We start from the raw sequence: 15,885 nt of genomic DNA, 5'->3' as shown, positions 1-15,885 counted from the left end.
GCGGTGGCCGCCTCAGGCGCCCGTGAGGGCGGCCTTGACCGCGGCGCTGACCTGGCCCATGTCGGCCTTGCCGGCCAGGCGCGTCTTGACCACGCCCATCACCTTGCCCATGTCGCCGGGGCCGGAGGCGCCCAGTTCGGCCACGATGGCCTTCACCGCGGCGGCCGTTTCATCGGCGCTCATGCGCTGGGGCAGGTAGACCTCGAGCACCTTGATCTCGGCGGCTTCCTTGTCGGCCAGGTCGGCGCGGCCACCCGTGGTGAATGCGGCGATCGAGTCCTTGCGCTGCTTGACCATCTTGTCGACGATGGCCACGACCATGGCGTCGTCGAGCTCCACGCGCTCGTCGACTTCCTTTTGCTTCATGGCGGCGAGCAGCAGGCGGATGGTGGCCAGGCGCTCCGAGTCCTTGGCGCGCATCGCCGTCTTCATGTCTTCGGTGATTTGTTCTTTGAGAGTCATTCTTCGCAACCTTTCGGAAAAAACAAAAGCCGCGGCAGGTTTCCCTGGCGCGGCTGGTGCAACGGGGCGCTGGCGGGGACTCTCGTCGGGGCCAGCCGCCCTGGGCGTTGCTTAGTACAGCTTCTTGGGGAGCTGCATGCTGCGCACGCGCTTGTAGTGGCGCTTGACCGCAGCTGCCTTCTTGCGCTTGCGCTCGGCCGTCGGCTTCTCGTAGAACTCGCGGGCGCGCAGGTCGGTCAGCAGGCCGAGCTTTTCGATGGTGCGCTTGAAGCGGCGCAGGGCGACGTCGAAGGGCTCGTTTTCTTTAACGCGGATGGTGGTCATTGATGAATCGTTGAAATGGATTTGGCCGGGGGAGATCGAGGCCCCAAGCCGGGGTTCCTCAACTGAAAAATTTTGTGGCCGTTGAGGGAAGGCCAAAAGTTAGCCCGCGAGTATAGCACTCCCCCAGGCTGCGCGCACTTCGTGTCGCTTCTCCAACCCCCTCGCCGGGGGCGACACCTGAGGCCCGGCAAAGCCGGTTCCCCGGTGTCCTGGAAAAAACCTCAAGAGTGCGCCTTCAGAGGGCCTGTGCGCACGCATGGGCGCTCGCCCACGCCCACTGGAAGTTGTATCCGCCCAACCAACCCGTCACGTCGACCACTTCCCCGATGAAATACAGGCCCGGCTGCTTCGATTCCATGGTTTGCGACGACAGATCGCGGGTGTCGACGCCGCCCGCCGTCACCTCGGCCTTCTTGTAGCCCTCGGTGCCGCTGGGGGTGATCTGCCAGCGGGCGATGCGCTCGGACAGTGCCGCCAGCGCCTTGTCGGTAGCCTCGTTGACCGGGCGCTGCAGAGCCGGGTCTTCGCCGACCCAGGCGTCGGCCAGCCGCGAGGGCACCAGCGTGGCCAGCTCGTTGGCGATGCGTTTCTTGGAGCGCCGCTTGGCGTCGGACAGCGACTCGGCCACGTCCATGCCGGGCGCGAAGTCCAACGTCAGCGGGGCGCCGGGCTTCCAGTAGCTCGAGATCTGCAGCACCGCCGGGCCCGACAAGCCGCGGTGGGTGAACAGCAGGTCTTCCAGGAAGGCCATCTTGTCCTTCTTGCCGCCGGTCTCGATGCGCACCGGCAGCGCCAGCCCGGCCAGGCCGGCGTAGGGCGCCCAGGCGTCGCCGCCGAAGGTCAGCGGCACCAGCGCCGGGCGGGGCGTGACCAGGCGCAGGCCGAACTGCTCGGCGAGCCGGTAGCCGAAGTCGCTCGCACCAATCTGGGGAATCGACAGGCCGCCGGTGGCCACCACGAGCTTGGGCGCGTCGATCGGGCCGCGCGTGCTACTGATTTGGTAGCGACCGTCGACAAAGGCGATGTCGCCGAGCTTGCACGGCTGCCAGCGTTCGACGTTGCCGGCGGCGCACTCGGCCAGCAGCATGTCGACGATCTGCTGCGAGGAGCCGTCGCAGAACAGCTGGCCCTTGTGCTTCTCGTGGTACGCGATGCCGTGGCGCTGCACCATGTCGATGAACTGCTGCGGCGCGTAGCGCGACAGCGCCGAGCGGCAGAAATTCGGGTTGTCGCCGACGAAATGGCGCTGCGGGGCGCGCACGTCGAGGTCGCGGTTGGTGAAGTTGGCGCGGCCGCCACCCGAGATGCGGATCTTTTCGCCGACCTTCTCGCTGTGGTCGACCAGCAGCACGCGCAGGCCGCGCTGGCCCGCCAGTGCGGCGCAAAAGAGACCGGCGGCGCCGGCACCGACGACAACGACGTCAAAGGAAGAAGAAGGAGGGGAAGAAGAGCTCAAGCGGGTCCGTCCGCCGCCAGCACCGGCGGCGGGTTGTATTTGAGGTGGCCCACGTAGCGCAGCGGCTGCGTGGCGGCGATCGAGGGCACATCGCCCTCGCGCATGTGGAGCAGGTCGGCGGGGCTCACCCAGCGCGGGTCGGCGTCGGTGATCGGCACGCCGGCCTGGCGGTAGGCCTCCAGCACGAACTGGGAGCAGAAGAACTGGTCGTTGCGGCTGGCGCCCAACTGCACCGTCGCCAGGCCGCTGATGCAGTACGCGCTGACGGCCGAGGGAATCAGCGGCAGCTCGCACAGCCGGCGGTTCAGCACGAAGGGTGCGTTCAGCAGCACGCCGGCGGTGTTGTAGCGGGTGCCGACCTGCGAGTGCGCCCACTCGCGCATCTTCTCGACGTCGGCCTCGACGAGGCCCGGCACGCGAAAGGCCACGACCATCTGCTCTTCGTCGACCACCTCGGCCAGCGGCCGTGCGCGCACGCCGGTGCCCACGGCCTCGGCGATCTGGCCGTCGCCCAGGTACAGCACGGCATGGCTCACCGGCGAGAAGGTGCCCAGGCGGATGCCGAACGAATTCACCGTGGCGATCGAGGTCAGCAGGATGTCGCCGGGCGCCAGCACGTCGGCGCCGATCAGCTCGCCGCCGTTGCCGGGGGCGATCACCGAGCTCTGCACGCGCAGGCGCAGGCCGGAGGTTTCGGAGGGCATCTCGATGCGGGTGGCGCAGGCCGAGAGCAGGAGCGGCAGCGCCGCGGCGAGCGCCACGGCGCGAAGCAGGGAAGCCATGCTCATCCCTTCCAGACGAACGGGAACTTCAGCTGCTTGAAGAAGCCGTTGGGCACGTAGTCGCCCAGCACGCCGTACTTCTCGGGCCAGAGCTTGGTGCTCTTCACCGCGGTGCCGAAGAGGTAGTCGAGGAAGGCGTAGTGCGCCGCGTAGTTCTTGTCGAGTGCCTCGATGTCCTGGCTGTGGTGCCAGTGGTGGAAGTTGGGCGTCACGATGAGGTAGCGCAGCGGGCCCAGGCGCACGCTCACGTTGCAGTGGTTGAACACCGCCTGGAAGCCGACCACCACGATGTAGGCGTCGATCACGTCCTTGCTGAAGCCCAGCACGTAGATGGGCGCGAGCACCAGCGTGCGCGTGATCAGCAGCTCCAGGATGTGCTGGCGCGAGCCGGCCATCCAGTCCATGCTCTTCACGCTGTGGTGCACGGCGTGCAGGCGCCACAGCACCGGCACCTCGTGGTACGCGCGGTGCGTCCAGTACTGCACGAGGTCGGCCACCAGGATGATCAGCAAAATGCCGGCCCAGAACGGCAGGTTGCTCACCCAGCCGCGGATGCCGTCGTTGGCGGCCCAGCCGAAGAGCTTGTGCACCATGAGGTTGGTGGCCAGCAGCACGAAGCCCACGATCATGTGGTTCACCACGAAGTGATGAAAGTCGGTCTGCCATTCTTCGCGGAACACCGGCTGGTCCTTGCGCAGCGCAAAGAGCTTCTCGATGAAGATGAAGATCAGCGACGAGCCCAAGAGGTCGAGGATGAACCAGTCGAGCCCGATGTACGGCGTGTGGTCCGCGAAGTCGTGCACCGGCACCTTGTGCCCGCCCAGCAGCGCCGACACCGCCACCAGCAGGAACGCGGCCGACGAGAGCCAGCGCGAGCGGTTGAAGATGATGTTGACCAGCGAGAGCCCGCCCGCAATGACCAGCGCCGTCAGCAGGATGACGCGCATCACGTCGACGTTGTAGCTCTTGCGCAGCTCGGGTGTCGTCAGGTACTGCGGAAAGTGGAAGGCCAGCACGCCCAGGAAGCACAGGGCGGCGAGGCTGAAGGCGATGGTGCCCGTGACCAGCCCGCGCCCGCGGCGCAGCTCGCCGTGGCTTTCGGTGAATTCGTTGAGTTTGTCGAGCATCCCTGCCTCTTCCTTCTTGTTCGTTGGGCCGGGCGGGATTTTAGGCGGCGCCCGGACGGCGGCGCTACACTGCGCCTCCTCATGGCCCGCCGCTCTCTCCGTCGCTGCACGACCGCGATTTTCGTGGTCCTGTCGCTGCTGTTCTCGCAGCTGGCGCTGGCAGGCTATGTCTGCCCCGGCGCGTCGGACAACCCGGGTTCGATGGCCGACATGATGGCGTCGGGCGAGCCCTGCGAAGGCATGGACATGGCCCAGCCGGTGCTGTGCTTCCAGCACGCCGCCGACCTGTCGCTGTCCTTCGAACCGGTGAAGCTGACCACGCCTTCGCTGCCGGCCATCGTGCAGCTCGTGGTGATGCCCCTGGTGCTGGCGGCGGAAGGCCATGTGCTTCCGCCGCAGGCCGTGCCGGAGCGGCAGCATCCACCGCCCGATCCCGTTTTTCTCGCCACGCGCAGACTGCGCGTCTGACATCTCCGTCGACTGACCGGTGCTGGTGCGGCGCGTGCGCCCGCCAGCGATTCGCTCGTTCGTTTGCGGAGTTTTCATGTTCATTTCCTTTTCGCGCGCGGCCGCATGGGTTGCCGCGCTGCTGCCGTCCCTGGCGACGGCGGCCCCCCTGTCCCTGGAGGACGCGCTTCAGCGGGCGACGCAGCGCTCCGAAGCCACCCGCGCCGCCCGTGCCGGCGTCGTCAGCGCCACGGCGGCGGCCTCCGCGGCCCCGCAGCTTCCCGACCCCACGCTGCGCATCGGCATCGACAACCTGCCCGCGACGGGCGCGGATCGTTTCCACACCACGCGCGATGCGATGACGATGAAGCGCATCGGCATCAGCCAGGAATGGCTGTCCGCCGACAAGCGCGCCGCGCGGCAGGCCGCCGCCGAGGCGTCGGTCGGGCTGGAGGCGGTGCGGGTGCAGGCTGCCGTGGCCGACACCCGCCGGCAGGCCGCGCTCGCCTACGTGGACGCCTTCTACGCCGGCGAGAGCATCAAGCTCGCGCGGCGCATGGAGCACCACGCGCACGAAGAACTGGAGGCCTCGCGCGCACGCCTGTCGTCGGCCGCGGGAAACAGCCAGGACGTGCTGGCGCTGGCCGGCGCCAGAGGCATCGCGGAAGATGAGACGGCCGACCTCCTGCAACAGCAGGAAGCCGCCAGCGTCGCCTTCCAGCGCTGGGTCGGCGTGCCGCCCGACGAACTGCGGCCCCCGGGCGCCATCGCCGTGCCGTCCGAAGCGGCCTACGTGGCCGCGCACCCCACGGTCGCGGCCCTGCAGCGCGATGTCGACGTGGCCAGGCAGACGGCGGCCGTCACCGCCTCCAACCGCAAGCCGAACTGGACCTGGGAGCTCGCCTACGGGCAGCGCACCGGCTACGCCGACATGGTGTCGGTGGGCCTGAGCATTCCCCTGCCCGTGGCGCCTGGCGAACGGCAGGACCGGGACACCGCCGCCAAGCTGGCCCTCATCGAGAAAGCCGAGGCCGACCTGGCCGAAGCCACCCGGGCCGCGACCGCCGAGTACCAGGCGCTGCGCAGCGATGCGCAACGCCTGCAGCAACGCATCGACCGCTACCGCTCGGGCGTGGTCGTTTCGGCCGGCCAGAGAACCGCGGCCGCAACGGCGGCCTACCGGTCGAACCAGGGCAGCCTCGTCACGCTGTTCGAGGCGCGGCATGCCGAAGTCGAAGCGCAGCGCAAGCTGCTGACGCTGCAGCGCGACCTGGCCAGAACCCACGTCCAACTGGCCTTCCGGCCGCTCACCACCGAGGGGGCCCCATGAACCGCACACGCACGATCGGCGCAGCACTGCTGGGCGCCCTGTTGCTCGCCGCAGGCGCCTTCTACCTGGGGCGCACGACCGCCCCGTCCACGGAGGCGCCGGCGACCACGCCGTCCACCCCGGACGGTCGCAAGGTCCTCTACTGGCACGACCCCATGGTGCCGGGCCCGCGCTTCGACAAGCCCGGCAAGTCGCCCTTCATGGACATGCAGCTGGTGCCCATGTACGCCGACAGCATCACCGGCACGGGCAACGAAGGCGGTGCGCAGGTGAGCCCCACGGTCCAGCAGAACCTCGGCATCCGGTATGCCGGCGTGCGGCGCGCGGAAGTCTCCGCGTCTTTCGATGCCGTCGGCGCCGTGCAGTTCGACGAGCGCCTCAACGTCGTCGTGCAGACGCGCGTGGCGGGCTACGTCGAGCGCCTGTCGGTCCGCGCGCCGATGGCGCGCGTGCGCAAGGGGCAGGCGTTGGCGACGGTCTTCGCGCCTGAATGGCTCGGGCCGCAGAACGAATGGCTGGCCCTCCAGCGCTCGGGCGTTTCCGCCGACCTCGTCGCGGCCGCGCGTGATCGCATGCGGGCCCTGTCCATCCCCGCCGAGCTCATCCGCCGCAGCGAGGAAACCGGCACGGCGCAGGCGCGCTACGTGCTCACCGCACCGTCCGACGGCGTGGTGGCCGAGCTGGGCGTGCGCGAAGGCGTCGCGGTCACGCCCGGCATGACGCTGTTCCGCATCGCGGGCCTGGAGAAGGTCTGGGCGGTGGCCGAGATTCCGGAAGCGCAGGCCGTGCGGCTCGCGCGCGGCCAGAAGGTCAGGGCGGTGCTCCAGGCCGATGCGGCCCAGTCGTTCGACGGCACGCTCGACGAGATCCTGCCCGAGGTCAGCGCGGCCACCCGCACCCTGAAAGCCCGCTTCGAAGTGGACAACAGGCGCGGCACGCTCACGCCCGGCATGCTGCTGCGCCTGCAGGTGACGGGCCCTTCTAGCACCCGACTGGTCGTGCCGTCCGAAGCCGTCATCCGCACCGGCAAGCGCGCGGTCGTCATCGTGCGCAAGGCCGACGGCGCGTTCGAGCCGCGCGACGTGTCGACTGGCGCGGACCTCGGCGACGACACCGAAGTCTTCTCCGGCCTGAATGAAGGCGAGCAGGTGGTGGCCAGCGGCCAGTTCCTCATCGACTCGGAGGCCCGGCTGCGGTCGGTGCTGGGCAGCATGGCATCGCCTGCGGCCACGGCCGCAGCGCCGGCTGTCGTGCTGCACCAGGCCGAAGGCAAGGTCGAGAGCGTGGCGCCCGACGGCCTCACGATCTCGCACGGCCCCGTCGCGACGCTCAAGTGGCCATCGATGACGATGGGCTTTGCGAAGGCGTCGCCCGAGGCGTTCCCGGACATCCAGCCCGGTGACCTGGTCCGCTTCGAGTTCAAGGAGGGCGGCCCCACGGGCTACGAGCTGGTCTCCGTGCAGCGCATGCCACAGGGCACCAAGCGATGATCGCCGCCGTCATCCGCTGGTCGATCGGCAACCGCTTCCTGGTGCTGATCGCGACCCTGTTCCTGGTGGCCGCCGGGTGGTGGTCGGTGGCGCGCACGCCGCTCGATGCGCTGCCCGACCTGTCGGACACGCAGGTCATCATCCGCACGCCTTTCCCCGGCAAGGCGCCCCAGGTGGTCGAAGACCTCGTCACCTACCCGCTGACCACCACCATGCTCAGCGTGCCCGGCGCCAAGACGGTGCGCGGCTACTCGTTCTTCGGCGACTCGTTCGTCTACGTGCTCTTCGACGACAAGACCGACCCGTACTGGGCGCGCTCGCGCGTCGTCGAGTACCTGAACCAGGTGCAGGGCAGGCTCCCCGCGGGCGCGAACGCCTCGCTGGGCCCCGATGCCACGGGCGTGGGCTGGGTCTACGAGTACGCGCTGGTCGACCGCACGGGCACGCGCGACATCGGCCAGCTGCGCGCGCTGAACGACTGGTTCCTCAAGTTCGAACTGAAGACCGTGCCCGACGTGGCCGAGGTCGCGAGCATCGGCGGCATGGTGCGCCAGTACCAGGTGGTGCTCGACCCCGACCGCATGCGCGCGCTGGGCATCACGCAGTCGGTGGTCGTGGCGGCGCTGCAGAAGGCCAACCAGGCCTCGGGCGGCTCGGTCGTCGAACTCGCCGAGGCCGAGTACATGGTGCGTTCGCGCGGCTACCTGCGTTCGCTGGACGACTTCCGCACCGTCCCGCTGGCCGTGGCGGGCGCCACGCCGGTGCTGCTGCGCGACGTGGCCACCGTGCAGATCGGCCCCGAGATGCGCCGCGGCATCGCGGAGCTCGACGGCGAGGGCGAAGTGGCGGGCGGCGTGATCGTCATGCGCTCGGGCAAGAACGCGCGCTCGACCATCGAGGCCGTCAAGGCCAAGCTGGAAACGCTCAAGCCCGGCCTGCCGCCGGGCGTCGAGATCGTGCCGACCTACGACCGCTCGCTGCTGATCGATCGCGCCGTCGACAACCTGCGCGGCAAGCTGATCGAGGAGTTCATCGTGGTGGCGCTGGTCTGCGCGGTCTTCCTGTTCCACCTGCGCTCGGCGCTGGTGGCCGTGGTGGCCTTGCCGATCGGCGTGCTCGCGGCCTTCATCGTGATGCACTGGCAGGGCGTCAACGCCAACATCATGTCGCTGGGCGGCATCGCGATCGCCATCGGGGCGATGGTGGACGGCGCCATCGTGATGGTCGAGAACGTGCACAAGCACATCGAGGCCTTCGAGACGGCGCAGGGCCGGCAGCCGACGGTGGTGGAGCGGTGGCAGCTCGTCGCCGATGCGTCGGTGGAGGTCGGGCCGGCGCTGTTCTTCTCGCTGCTGGTGATCACGCTGTCCTTCGTGCCCGTGTTCTCGCTCGAGGCGCAGGAGGGGCGGCTGTTCTCGCCGCTGGCCTTCACCAAGACCTATGCGATGGCCGCTGCGGCGGGCCTGTCGGTGACGCTGATCCCGGTGCTCATGGGCTACCTGGTGCGCGGGCGCATTCCGCACGAAGGCGCCAATCCGGTGAACCGCTGCCTGATGGCCGTTTACCGGCCCGCGCTGGAGCTGGTGCTGCGCTTTCCCAAGGGGACGCTCGCCATTGCCGCGGTGCTGCTGGCGCTCACCGTGGTGCCGCTGATGCGGCTGGGCGGCGAGTTCATGCCGCCGCTGGACGAGGGCGACCTGCTCTACATGCCGTCGGCGCTGCCCGGGCTGTCGGTGTCGAAGGCCGCCGAGCTGCTGCAGCAGACCGACCGCCTCATCAAGACCGTGCCCGAGGTCGCGCGCGTGTTCGGCAAGGCCGGCCGCGCGGACACCGCGACCGACCCCGCGCCGCTCGAGATGTTCGAGACCACCGTCCAGTTCAAGCCGAAGGATCAATGGCGCGTCGGCATGACACCCGACAGGCTGGTCGAGGAACTGGACCGCGCCGTCAAGGTGCCGGGCCTGACCAACGTGTGGGTGCCGCCCATCCGCAACCGCATCGACATGCTGGCCACGGGCATCAAGAGCCCGGTCGGCATCAAGGTAGCGGGGGCGGACCTGGCCACCATCGACAAGCTGACCACGCAGATCGAGGCGGCGGTGAAGGGCGTGCCCGGCGTGTCGTCGGCGCTGGCGGAGCGGCTCACGGGCGGGCGCTACATCGACGTCGATGTCGACCGCCTCGCCGCCGCGCGCTACGGCCTTTCGGTGGCGGACGTGCAGGCCGTGGTGTCCACGGCCATCGGCGGCGAGAACGTGGGCGAAGTGATCCAGGGCCGCGAGCGTTATCCCATCAACGTGCGTTATCCGCGCGAGATCCGCGATTCGCTGGAGCGGCTGCGGCAACTGCCCTTCGTGACCGACAAGGGCGCGCAACTGCTGCTCGGCGATGTCGCGCGCATCGCGATCGAAGACGGCCCGCCGATGCTGCGCAGCGAGAACGCGCGGCTCTCGGGCTGGGTCTACGTCGACGTGCGCGGGCGCGACCTGCGCTCCGCCGTCCACGACATGCAGGCCGCCGTCGACCAGGCCGTGAAGATGCCGGCGGGCTACGCGGTGTCATGGTCCGGCCAGTTCGAGTACCTGGCGCGCGCGACCGAACGGCTGAAGCTGGTCGTGCCGGCCACGCTGGCGGTGATCTTCGTGCTGCTGTACCTGCTGTTCCGCTCGTTCGCCGATGCGGCGCTCGTGATGGCGGCCGTGCCGTTCTCGCTCGTCGGCGGCTTCTGGCTCATCTGGGCGCTGGGCCATTCGATCTCGGTGGCCACGGCGGTCGGCTTCATCGCGCTGGCCGGCGTGGCGGCCGAGTTCGGCGTGGTGATGCTGGTCTATCTGAAGAACGCGCTGGCACGGCGCCTCGACGCCGGCGAGCCGATGAACGACGAGACGCTCCTGGCCGCGATCCGCGAAGGTGCCGTGCTGCGCGTGCGGCCCAAGGCCATGACCGTGGCGGTCGTGATGGCCGGCCTGCTGCCCATCCTGTGGGGCAGCGGCACCGGCTCGGAGGTGATGACCCGCATTGCCGCGCCCATGGTGGGCGGCATGGTCACCGCGCCGCTGCTGAGCATGCTGGTCGTGCCCGCGGCCTGGTATCTGCTGCGCCGCCGCGCCCCTTTGTCGTCTGCTGTTTCCAACCCCTCATCGCATCAAGGAGCCACTTCATGAACTTCCTCCATCCCCTTGCCTTCGCACTGATCGCCGGCCTGGCCGGTGCCGCCCAGGCCCAGGCGCCGAAGAGCGAGCCACCGCCCGCGAAGGCGTCCGCGCCGGGCATGCTGACCGATGCCGTGGTCCAGAAGATCGACCCGGCCCGCGGCCTGATCGTGTTGAAGCACGGCGACATCCCCAACCTGGCGATGCCGCCGATGACGATGGGTTTCGATGTGGCCGAGAAGCAGATGCTCGAACAGGTCAAGCCCGGCGACAAGGTCCGGTTTCATGTCGAGGTGGTGAAGGGCAAGCCGACCGTCACGCACCTCGAAGCGGCGCGCTAGGTCCCGAACCGGCCGGCGTCGCCCGGCTGCAGCGCGGCTGCAGCCAGCCCCTGCAGCACGTCGCCCACCACGATCACCGCCGGGCTGGCCAGCCCGGCCTCGGCGATGCGGGCCTGCAGGCCCTGCAGCGTGGTCACGAGGTGGCGCTGGTGCGGCAGGCTCGCGTGCTGCACCACGGCCACGGGCGTGTCGCCCGGCAGGCCGTGCAGCAGTTCGCGCTCGATGTGGCCGGCGCCCGAGACGCCCATGTAGATCACGAGCGTCAGGCGCGCGTTGTGCGCCGTGGCGGCCAGCGCGCGCCAGTCGGTCGGGTCTTCGTCCGCGCCCGCGCCGGTCTTGGCGTGGCCGGTGACGAAGACCACGCCCTGCGCATGGTCGCGGTGGGTGAGCGGCACGCCCAGCGAGGTCACGGCGGCCAGGCCGGCGGTGATGCCGTTGACCACCGTGCATTCGATGCCGGCCTCGCGCAGGTGTTCCACCTCTTCGCCGCCGCGCCCGAAGATGAACGGGTCGCCGCCCTTGAGGCGCACCACGGTCTCGCCTTCGCGCACGGCCGTGATCATGAGCCGCTCGATGAAGGCCTGCGGCGTGCTCTTGCAGCCGCCGCGCTTGCCCACGTGCACGATGCGCGCGCCGGGCCGGGCGTAGGCCTGGAGCACGGCGTCGTTCACGAGGTCGTCGACCAGCAGCACCGTGGCGGCCTGGATCGCCTTGACGGCCTTGACGGTCAGCAGCTCGGGGTCGCCGGGGCCGGCGCCCACCAGCGTGCAGCGGCCGGTGATGAGGGTGGAAGGGGTGTTCATGCGTGGGAGGCCAGTTCGGTGATGTGCCTGACTTGCGTCGCGATGGCTTCGGGCACGGGAAGCTCGCCGGCCAGCACGCGCCGCGTGTAGGCGGCCGTGGTGGCGACGTCGATTTCTTTCGGCAGGCCGGGCACGTCGGCGGCGGTGCCGGCGGCCTGGGCCTGGAGTTCGCTGCGCACGCCGCGCACGAAGCCGTCGATCTGCGCGGTGCGGCGCGGGTCGGAGACCACTTCGCCTTCGAGGCCGCGCGAGAGCAGGGCGGTCATGCCCGTGAGCTCGAAGGTCTCGCCCATGGTGCGGGCGTATTCGGGGTGCGTGTAGCTGGCCACCACCACGCAGGGGCCGGTGGTCGGGCGCATGAGCTTGACCACGCTGTGGCCGGGGTTGCGCAGGCCCACCACGCGGCGCACGTCGAGCAGGCGCTTGAGCGCGGGGTTCAGCAGCTCGGTCGGGGCAAAGCCCACCTGGCCGGCGGCCAGAGGGGTGAGCGTGGTCATCGGGGGCATGTCCAGGGCTGAAAGCACGTTCGATGCCAGTACGCGCGAGGTTTCGCTCGCGCTGCCGTGCACCAGCACCGCCAGGCCTTCGCGCGCCAGCAGCAGCGCCAGGAGCGGCGTGAGCACCGGCAGCTTGCGCGCGCCGTTGTAGCTGGGCAGCACGATCAGCGGGCCGCCGCGGGTCGTCACGGGGTTCAGGCGCGCATGCGTGGCGTCGAGAAAGCCGGCCATCTCCTCGGGCGTTTCGCCCTTGATGCGCATCGCGAGGCAGAAGCCGCCGATTTCCAGGTCGGTGACCGTGCCGTCCAGCACCTGGCCGAACAGGTCGCAGGCCTGCTCGCGCGTGAGCGGACGGGCGCCCCGCGCGCCGCGCCCGATTTCCTTGATGTAGTGGCTGATTCCCATGGGTAGGCGGATTGTCCCGCAACGCTTATGCCGGAATGTGAGTCGGCTTATGCCCCCACGGCCAGTGCTTCGGCCGGGGTGGCCCGCACCATGCGCTTGAGCTCCGGCACGCACGACCCGCAGTTCGTGCCGCATTTCAGCGCCCCCTGCAGCGCCGCCAGCCGCTCGTCGGCGCTGCCGGTGCAGCGCACCAGCTCGGCCTCGATGGCGCGGTCGGTCACGTTGAAGCAGGCGCACACCGGCTTGCCGCGCGACTGCACGGCCACCGGCGCGCGGGCGCCCGGCGACAGCAGCAGGCGGCCGTAGCTCTGGGCCGGCAGTTCCTCGCGCAGCAGGGTGGCGATCCAGGCTTCGGCGCTGGTGTCGCCGCCCAGCAAAAAGGCCTCGAGCCCGGCGCTGCCGTCGGCGCGGCGCACCAGCCGCGCGGCGCGGCGCTGGCCGCGGCGGTGGTCGGCGTAGCGCAGGGTGTCGGCGGTCTGCAGGCCCAGCAGGGCTTCGATCTGGCCGACCAGCGCGGCGTCGGGCGCGTCGTGCGCGGCGGCGCGGAACAGCACGCCGCTGCGTTCTTCTTCGCCGGGCGCGTTGCCCGCGAACGGCACGCAGGTGGCGAAGGGGAACAGCGCCATCAGCGGCTGCAGTGCGCGCTGCGCCGTGAGCGCGTCGCCGGCGGGCAGCCAGGCCATGGCCAGCAGCGACCACGGCAGCTCGGCCTTGAGGATCTTCACGGGCGTGTGCTTGAGCTCGGGCTGCTTCGAGGTGGGGCAGTAGGCCGGCGTGGTGAGCGCGTTGATGCCCGCGAGCCGCACGCCGGTCGACGAGCAGCCGCTCAGGTACTCCTCGCCCCAGTGCATGGCGACGAAGGCCTGGCTCAGGCCGATCTCGGCGCTGGCGCGCGCCGGCAGCAGGATCGAGCCGCGCTTCGATGTGAGGTGCACGAGGTCGCCCTCGGCGATCTGGCGGCGCGCCATGTCCTGCGCGTTCATCTGCACCACGGGCTCGGCCACGTGGCCGAACAGCTTGCCGACCGTGCCGGTGCGGCTCATGCCGTGCCACTGGTCGCGCAGCCGGCCGGTGTTCAGTGAGAAGGGGTAGCGCGCCTCGCGCGCCTCGGCCACGGGCTTGTAGGGCGTGTCGACGAAGCGCGCGCGGCCGTCGGGCGTGGGGAACACGCCGTCTTCGTACAGGCGCACGCGACCGACGCGTTCGCCTTCCTTCAGCGGCCATTGCTGCGGGCCGGCTTGCTCGAGCATCGCGTAGCTCAGGCCGGTGATGTCCAGGTCGCGCCCGCGCGTGGATTCGCGGTGCTCGTTCCAGACCGATTCGGCGCTCTCGTATGGGAACAGCGTGAAGCTGCGGCCCAGCTGCGCTTCGAGCCGGCGCGCGAAGGCCACGCCGATCGACCAGTCGTTGCGCGCCTGGCCCGGTGCGGGCACGGCCGGGCGCACGCGCGAGATGCGGCGCTCGCTGTTGGTCACGGTGCCTTCCTTCTCGCCCCAGGTGGTGGCGGGCAGCAGCAGGTCGGCAAAGGCGCAGGTGGCGGTGGTGGCGAAGGCCTCCTGCACCACGACGAACTCGGCGCGTTCGAGCGCGCGGCGCACCGTGGCCTGGTCGGGCATCGATTGCGCGGGGTTGGTGCAGGCGATCCACAGCGCGCGGATTTCGCCGTCGGCCGCGGCCTGGAACATCTCGACGGCCGTCTTGCCGGGCTTGTCGGGCACCGAAGGCACGCCCCACAGCGCGGCCACTTCGGCGCGGTGCTCGGGGTTGGCCAGGTCGCGGTGCGCGCTCAGCAGGTTGGCCAGGCCGCCCACCTCGCGCCCGCCCATCGCATTGGGCTGGCCGGTGAGCGAGAACGGACCGGCGCCGGGCTTGCCGATCTGGCCCGTGGCCAGGTGCAGGTTGATGAGCGCGGCGTTCTTCGCCGTGCCGCTGGACGACTGGTTCAGGCCCTGGCAATACAGGCTCAGCGTGGCGGGCGAGGTGGCGAACATGCGCGCCGCCGCGAGCAGGTCGTCCTTCGGAATGCCGCACACCTGCGCGACCTTGTCGGGCGTGCACTCGCGCACCGTGGCCTTCAGCGCGTCGAAGCCGTTGGTGCGGGCCGCGATGTAGGCGGTGTCGGTCCAGCCTTCCCACAGCATCAGGTGCAGCATGCCGTGGAACAGCATGACGTCGGTGCCGGGCTGGATCGGCAGGAACAGGTCGGCGATCTCGACCGTGTCGGTGCGGCGCGGGTCGGCCACGACGATCTTCAGCGCCGGGTTTGCGGCCTTCGCGTCCTCGATGCGGCGGAACAGGATGGGGTGCGCCCACGCCGTGTTGCTGCCCACGATGAACAGGCACTCGGCGTGCTTCAGGTCGTCGTAGCAGGCCGGCGGCGCGTCGGCGCCCAGCGTCTGCTTGTAGCCGGCCACCGCGCTGCTCATGCACAGGCGCGAGTTGGTGTCGATGTTGTTGGTGCCGACCAGGCCCTTGGCGAGCTTGTTGAAGACGTAGTAGTCCTCGGTGAGCAGCTGGCCTGACACGTAGAAGCCGACCGCATCGGGTCCGTGGTCGCGCACCACCTGCGCGAACTTGCCGGCGGCGAGGTCGAGCGCGTGGTCCCACGCCACGGGCGCGGGCGCCTCCTTGCGCGCGAGTCGCTGCAGGGGCTGCAGCAGCCGCGTCTGGCGCGTGACGGTCGCGCTGGCTGTGAGGTGCAAGGTCGAGCCCTTGGTGCAGAGGCGGCCGAAGTTGGCCGGGTGGTCGGGGTCGCCGCGCACGCCGGTGATCTGGTCGCCCTGCGATTCGATGATGACGCCGCAGCCGACGCCGCAGTACGGGCAGGTGGAGCGCGTCTCCTGGGTCATGCGGGCCTCAACCTTCTTCCGGGGACAGGACCGTCACGGCGGCGAGGCGCTGCGGCCCGGCGACCGGTCGCTCCAGGTCGAGCGCATGCGTGGCCAGCTCGCCGGCGTCCAGGTGCACCACGCCGTCTTCCAGCTTCACCGCGAACTTCGGCGTGCAGCCTTCGTCGGGTGAGCGGGCGCAGCCGTCGTCCAGGCCGATGGCCCAGTTGTGCAGCGGGCAGGCCACGCTGGTGCCGAACACGATGCCCTGGCTCAGCGGGCCGCCCTTGTGCGGGCAGCGGTCGAGCAGCGCGAAGACCTGGTCCTCGGCATTGCGGAACACGGCCACGTCCAGGCCGGCGTGCCGCATCACGCGGCGGGCGCCGAGCACGGGGATGTCGTCGAGGCGGCAGATGGCTTTCCAATCGCTCATGGTGGGGC

General features: G+C 70.1%; 14 protein-coding genes. 5 read left to right on the top strand and 9 right to left on the bottom strand.

Translation table 11 applies throughout. The features are described 5' to 3' along the window. Positions 1-12 precede the first annotated feature (12 nt). The 5 genes from AC07SQ_RS06385 to AC07SQ_RS06365 all read right to left on the bottom strand — a co-directional run bounded on the left by AC07SQ_RS06385 (position 13) and on the right by AC07SQ_RS06365 (position 4,151). On the bottom strand, positions 13-462 hold the full coding sequence (locus AC07SQ_RS06385) for a GatB/YqeY domain-containing protein (protein ID WP_062476513.1): 450 nt from the start codon (positions 460-462) through the stop codon (positions 13-15). Positions 463-573: 111 nt separating this feature from the next. Further along, entirely contained in the window at positions 574-786 is a 213-nt protein-coding gene (gene rpsU / locus AC07SQ_RS06380; RefSeq protein ID WP_007833691.1) for a 30S ribosomal protein S21, read from the bottom strand. A gap of 235 nt (positions 787-1,021) precedes the next feature. After that, positions 1,022-2,242 (bottom strand): BaiN/RdsA family NAD(P)/FAD-dependent oxidoreductase, encoded by a 1,221-nt coding sequence (locus AC07SQ_RS06375; RefSeq protein WP_495270392.1) that lies wholly within the window; start codon positions 2,240-2,242, stop codon positions 1,022-1,024. After that, positions 2,239-3,024 (bottom strand): YaeF family permuted papain-like enzyme, encoded by a 786-nt coding sequence (locus AC07SQ_RS06370; RefSeq protein WP_495267586.1) that lies wholly within the window; start codon positions 3,022-3,024, stop codon positions 2,239-2,241. Before AC07SQ_RS06370 ends, AC07SQ_RS06375 begins: the two co-directional genes overlap by 4 nt. Before the next feature lie 2 nt (positions 3,025-3,026). After that, complete coding sequence (locus AC07SQ_RS06365) at positions 3,027-4,151, bottom strand: sterol desaturase family protein (protein ID WP_070063138.1); 1,125 nt, start codon at positions 4,149-4,151, stop codon at positions 3,027-3,029. An 81-nt stretch (positions 4,152-4,232) separates the two neighbouring features. Between AC07SQ_RS06365 and AC07SQ_RS06360 the strand changes: the two genes are divergently transcribed. From AC07SQ_RS06360 to AC07SQ_RS06340, 5 genes are all read left to right on the top strand, one after another. Beyond that, positions 4,233-4,619, top strand: a complete 387-nt coding sequence (locus tag AC07SQ_RS06360; RefSeq protein ID WP_495270393.1) for a hypothetical protein — start codon at positions 4,233-4,235, stop codon at positions 4,617-4,619. 76 nt (positions 4,620-4,695) lie between these two features. Continuing rightward, positions 4,696-5,928 carry a TolC family protein gene (locus tag AC07SQ_RS06355; protein ID WP_495270394.1) on the top strand — a complete coding sequence of 411 codons (1,233 nt, stop codon included), beginning with the start codon at positions 4,696-4,698 and terminating at the stop codon, positions 5,926-5,928. Beyond that, a complete protein-coding gene (locus tag AC07SQ_RS06350) occupies positions 5,925-7,418 on the top strand; it encodes an efflux RND transporter periplasmic adaptor subunit (RefSeq protein ID WP_495270395.1) in 1,494 nt (497 codons plus the stop codon). The genes AC07SQ_RS06355 and AC07SQ_RS06350 overlap by 4 nt, the downstream gene beginning before the upstream one ends. Continuing rightward, positions 7,415-10,582 (top strand): efflux RND transporter permease subunit, encoded by a 3,168-nt coding sequence (locus AC07SQ_RS06345; RefSeq protein ID WP_495270396.1) that lies wholly within the window; start codon positions 7,415-7,417, stop codon positions 10,580-10,582. Before AC07SQ_RS06350 ends, AC07SQ_RS06345 begins: the two co-directional genes overlap by 4 nt. Continuing rightward, positions 10,579-10,911, top strand: a complete 333-nt coding sequence (locus tag AC07SQ_RS06340) for a copper-binding protein (RefSeq protein WP_062476537.1) — start codon at positions 10,579-10,581, stop codon at positions 10,909-10,911. Before AC07SQ_RS06345 ends, AC07SQ_RS06340 begins: the two co-directional genes overlap by 4 nt. On the opposite strand, the gene cobA is transcribed toward AC07SQ_RS06340, so the two are convergent. From cobA to nirD, 4 genes are read right to left on the bottom strand one after another with little or no spacing between them, the layout of a single operon-like run. Continuing rightward, positions 10,908-11,714: a uroporphyrinogen-III C-methyltransferase gene (cobA, locus tag AC07SQ_RS06335; RefSeq protein WP_495270397.1), complete on the bottom strand. Its 807-nt coding sequence runs from the start codon at positions 11,712-11,714 to the stop codon at positions 10,908-10,910. The genes AC07SQ_RS06340 and cobA overlap by 4 nt on opposite strands. Then, positions 11,711-12,616, bottom strand: coding sequence for a DNA-binding protein YbiB (gene ybiB / locus AC07SQ_RS06330; RefSeq protein WP_062476543.1), 906 nt, complete (start codon positions 12,614-12,616; stop codon positions 11,711-11,713). Before ybiB ends, cobA begins: the two co-directional genes overlap by 4 nt. A 47-nt stretch (positions 12,617-12,663) precedes the next feature. Next, entirely contained in the window at positions 12,664-15,465 is a 2,802-nt protein-coding gene (locus AC07SQ_RS06325; protein ID WP_495270398.1) for a nitrate reductase, read from the bottom strand. A gap of 7 nt (positions 15,466-15,472) precedes the next feature. Next, positions 15,473-15,877, bottom strand: a complete 405-nt coding sequence (gene nirD / locus AC07SQ_RS06320) for a nitrite reductase small subunit NirD (RefSeq protein ID WP_495270399.1) — start codon at positions 15,875-15,877, stop codon at positions 15,473-15,475. Positions 15,878-15,885: the final 8 nt, after the last annotated feature.

This window comes from Variovorax sp. GW821-FHT06D12, from assembly GCF_059419205.1.
The sequence above is the reverse complement of the archived record's forward strand: the minus strand, read 5'-3'. Positions and strand labels throughout refer to the sequence as shown.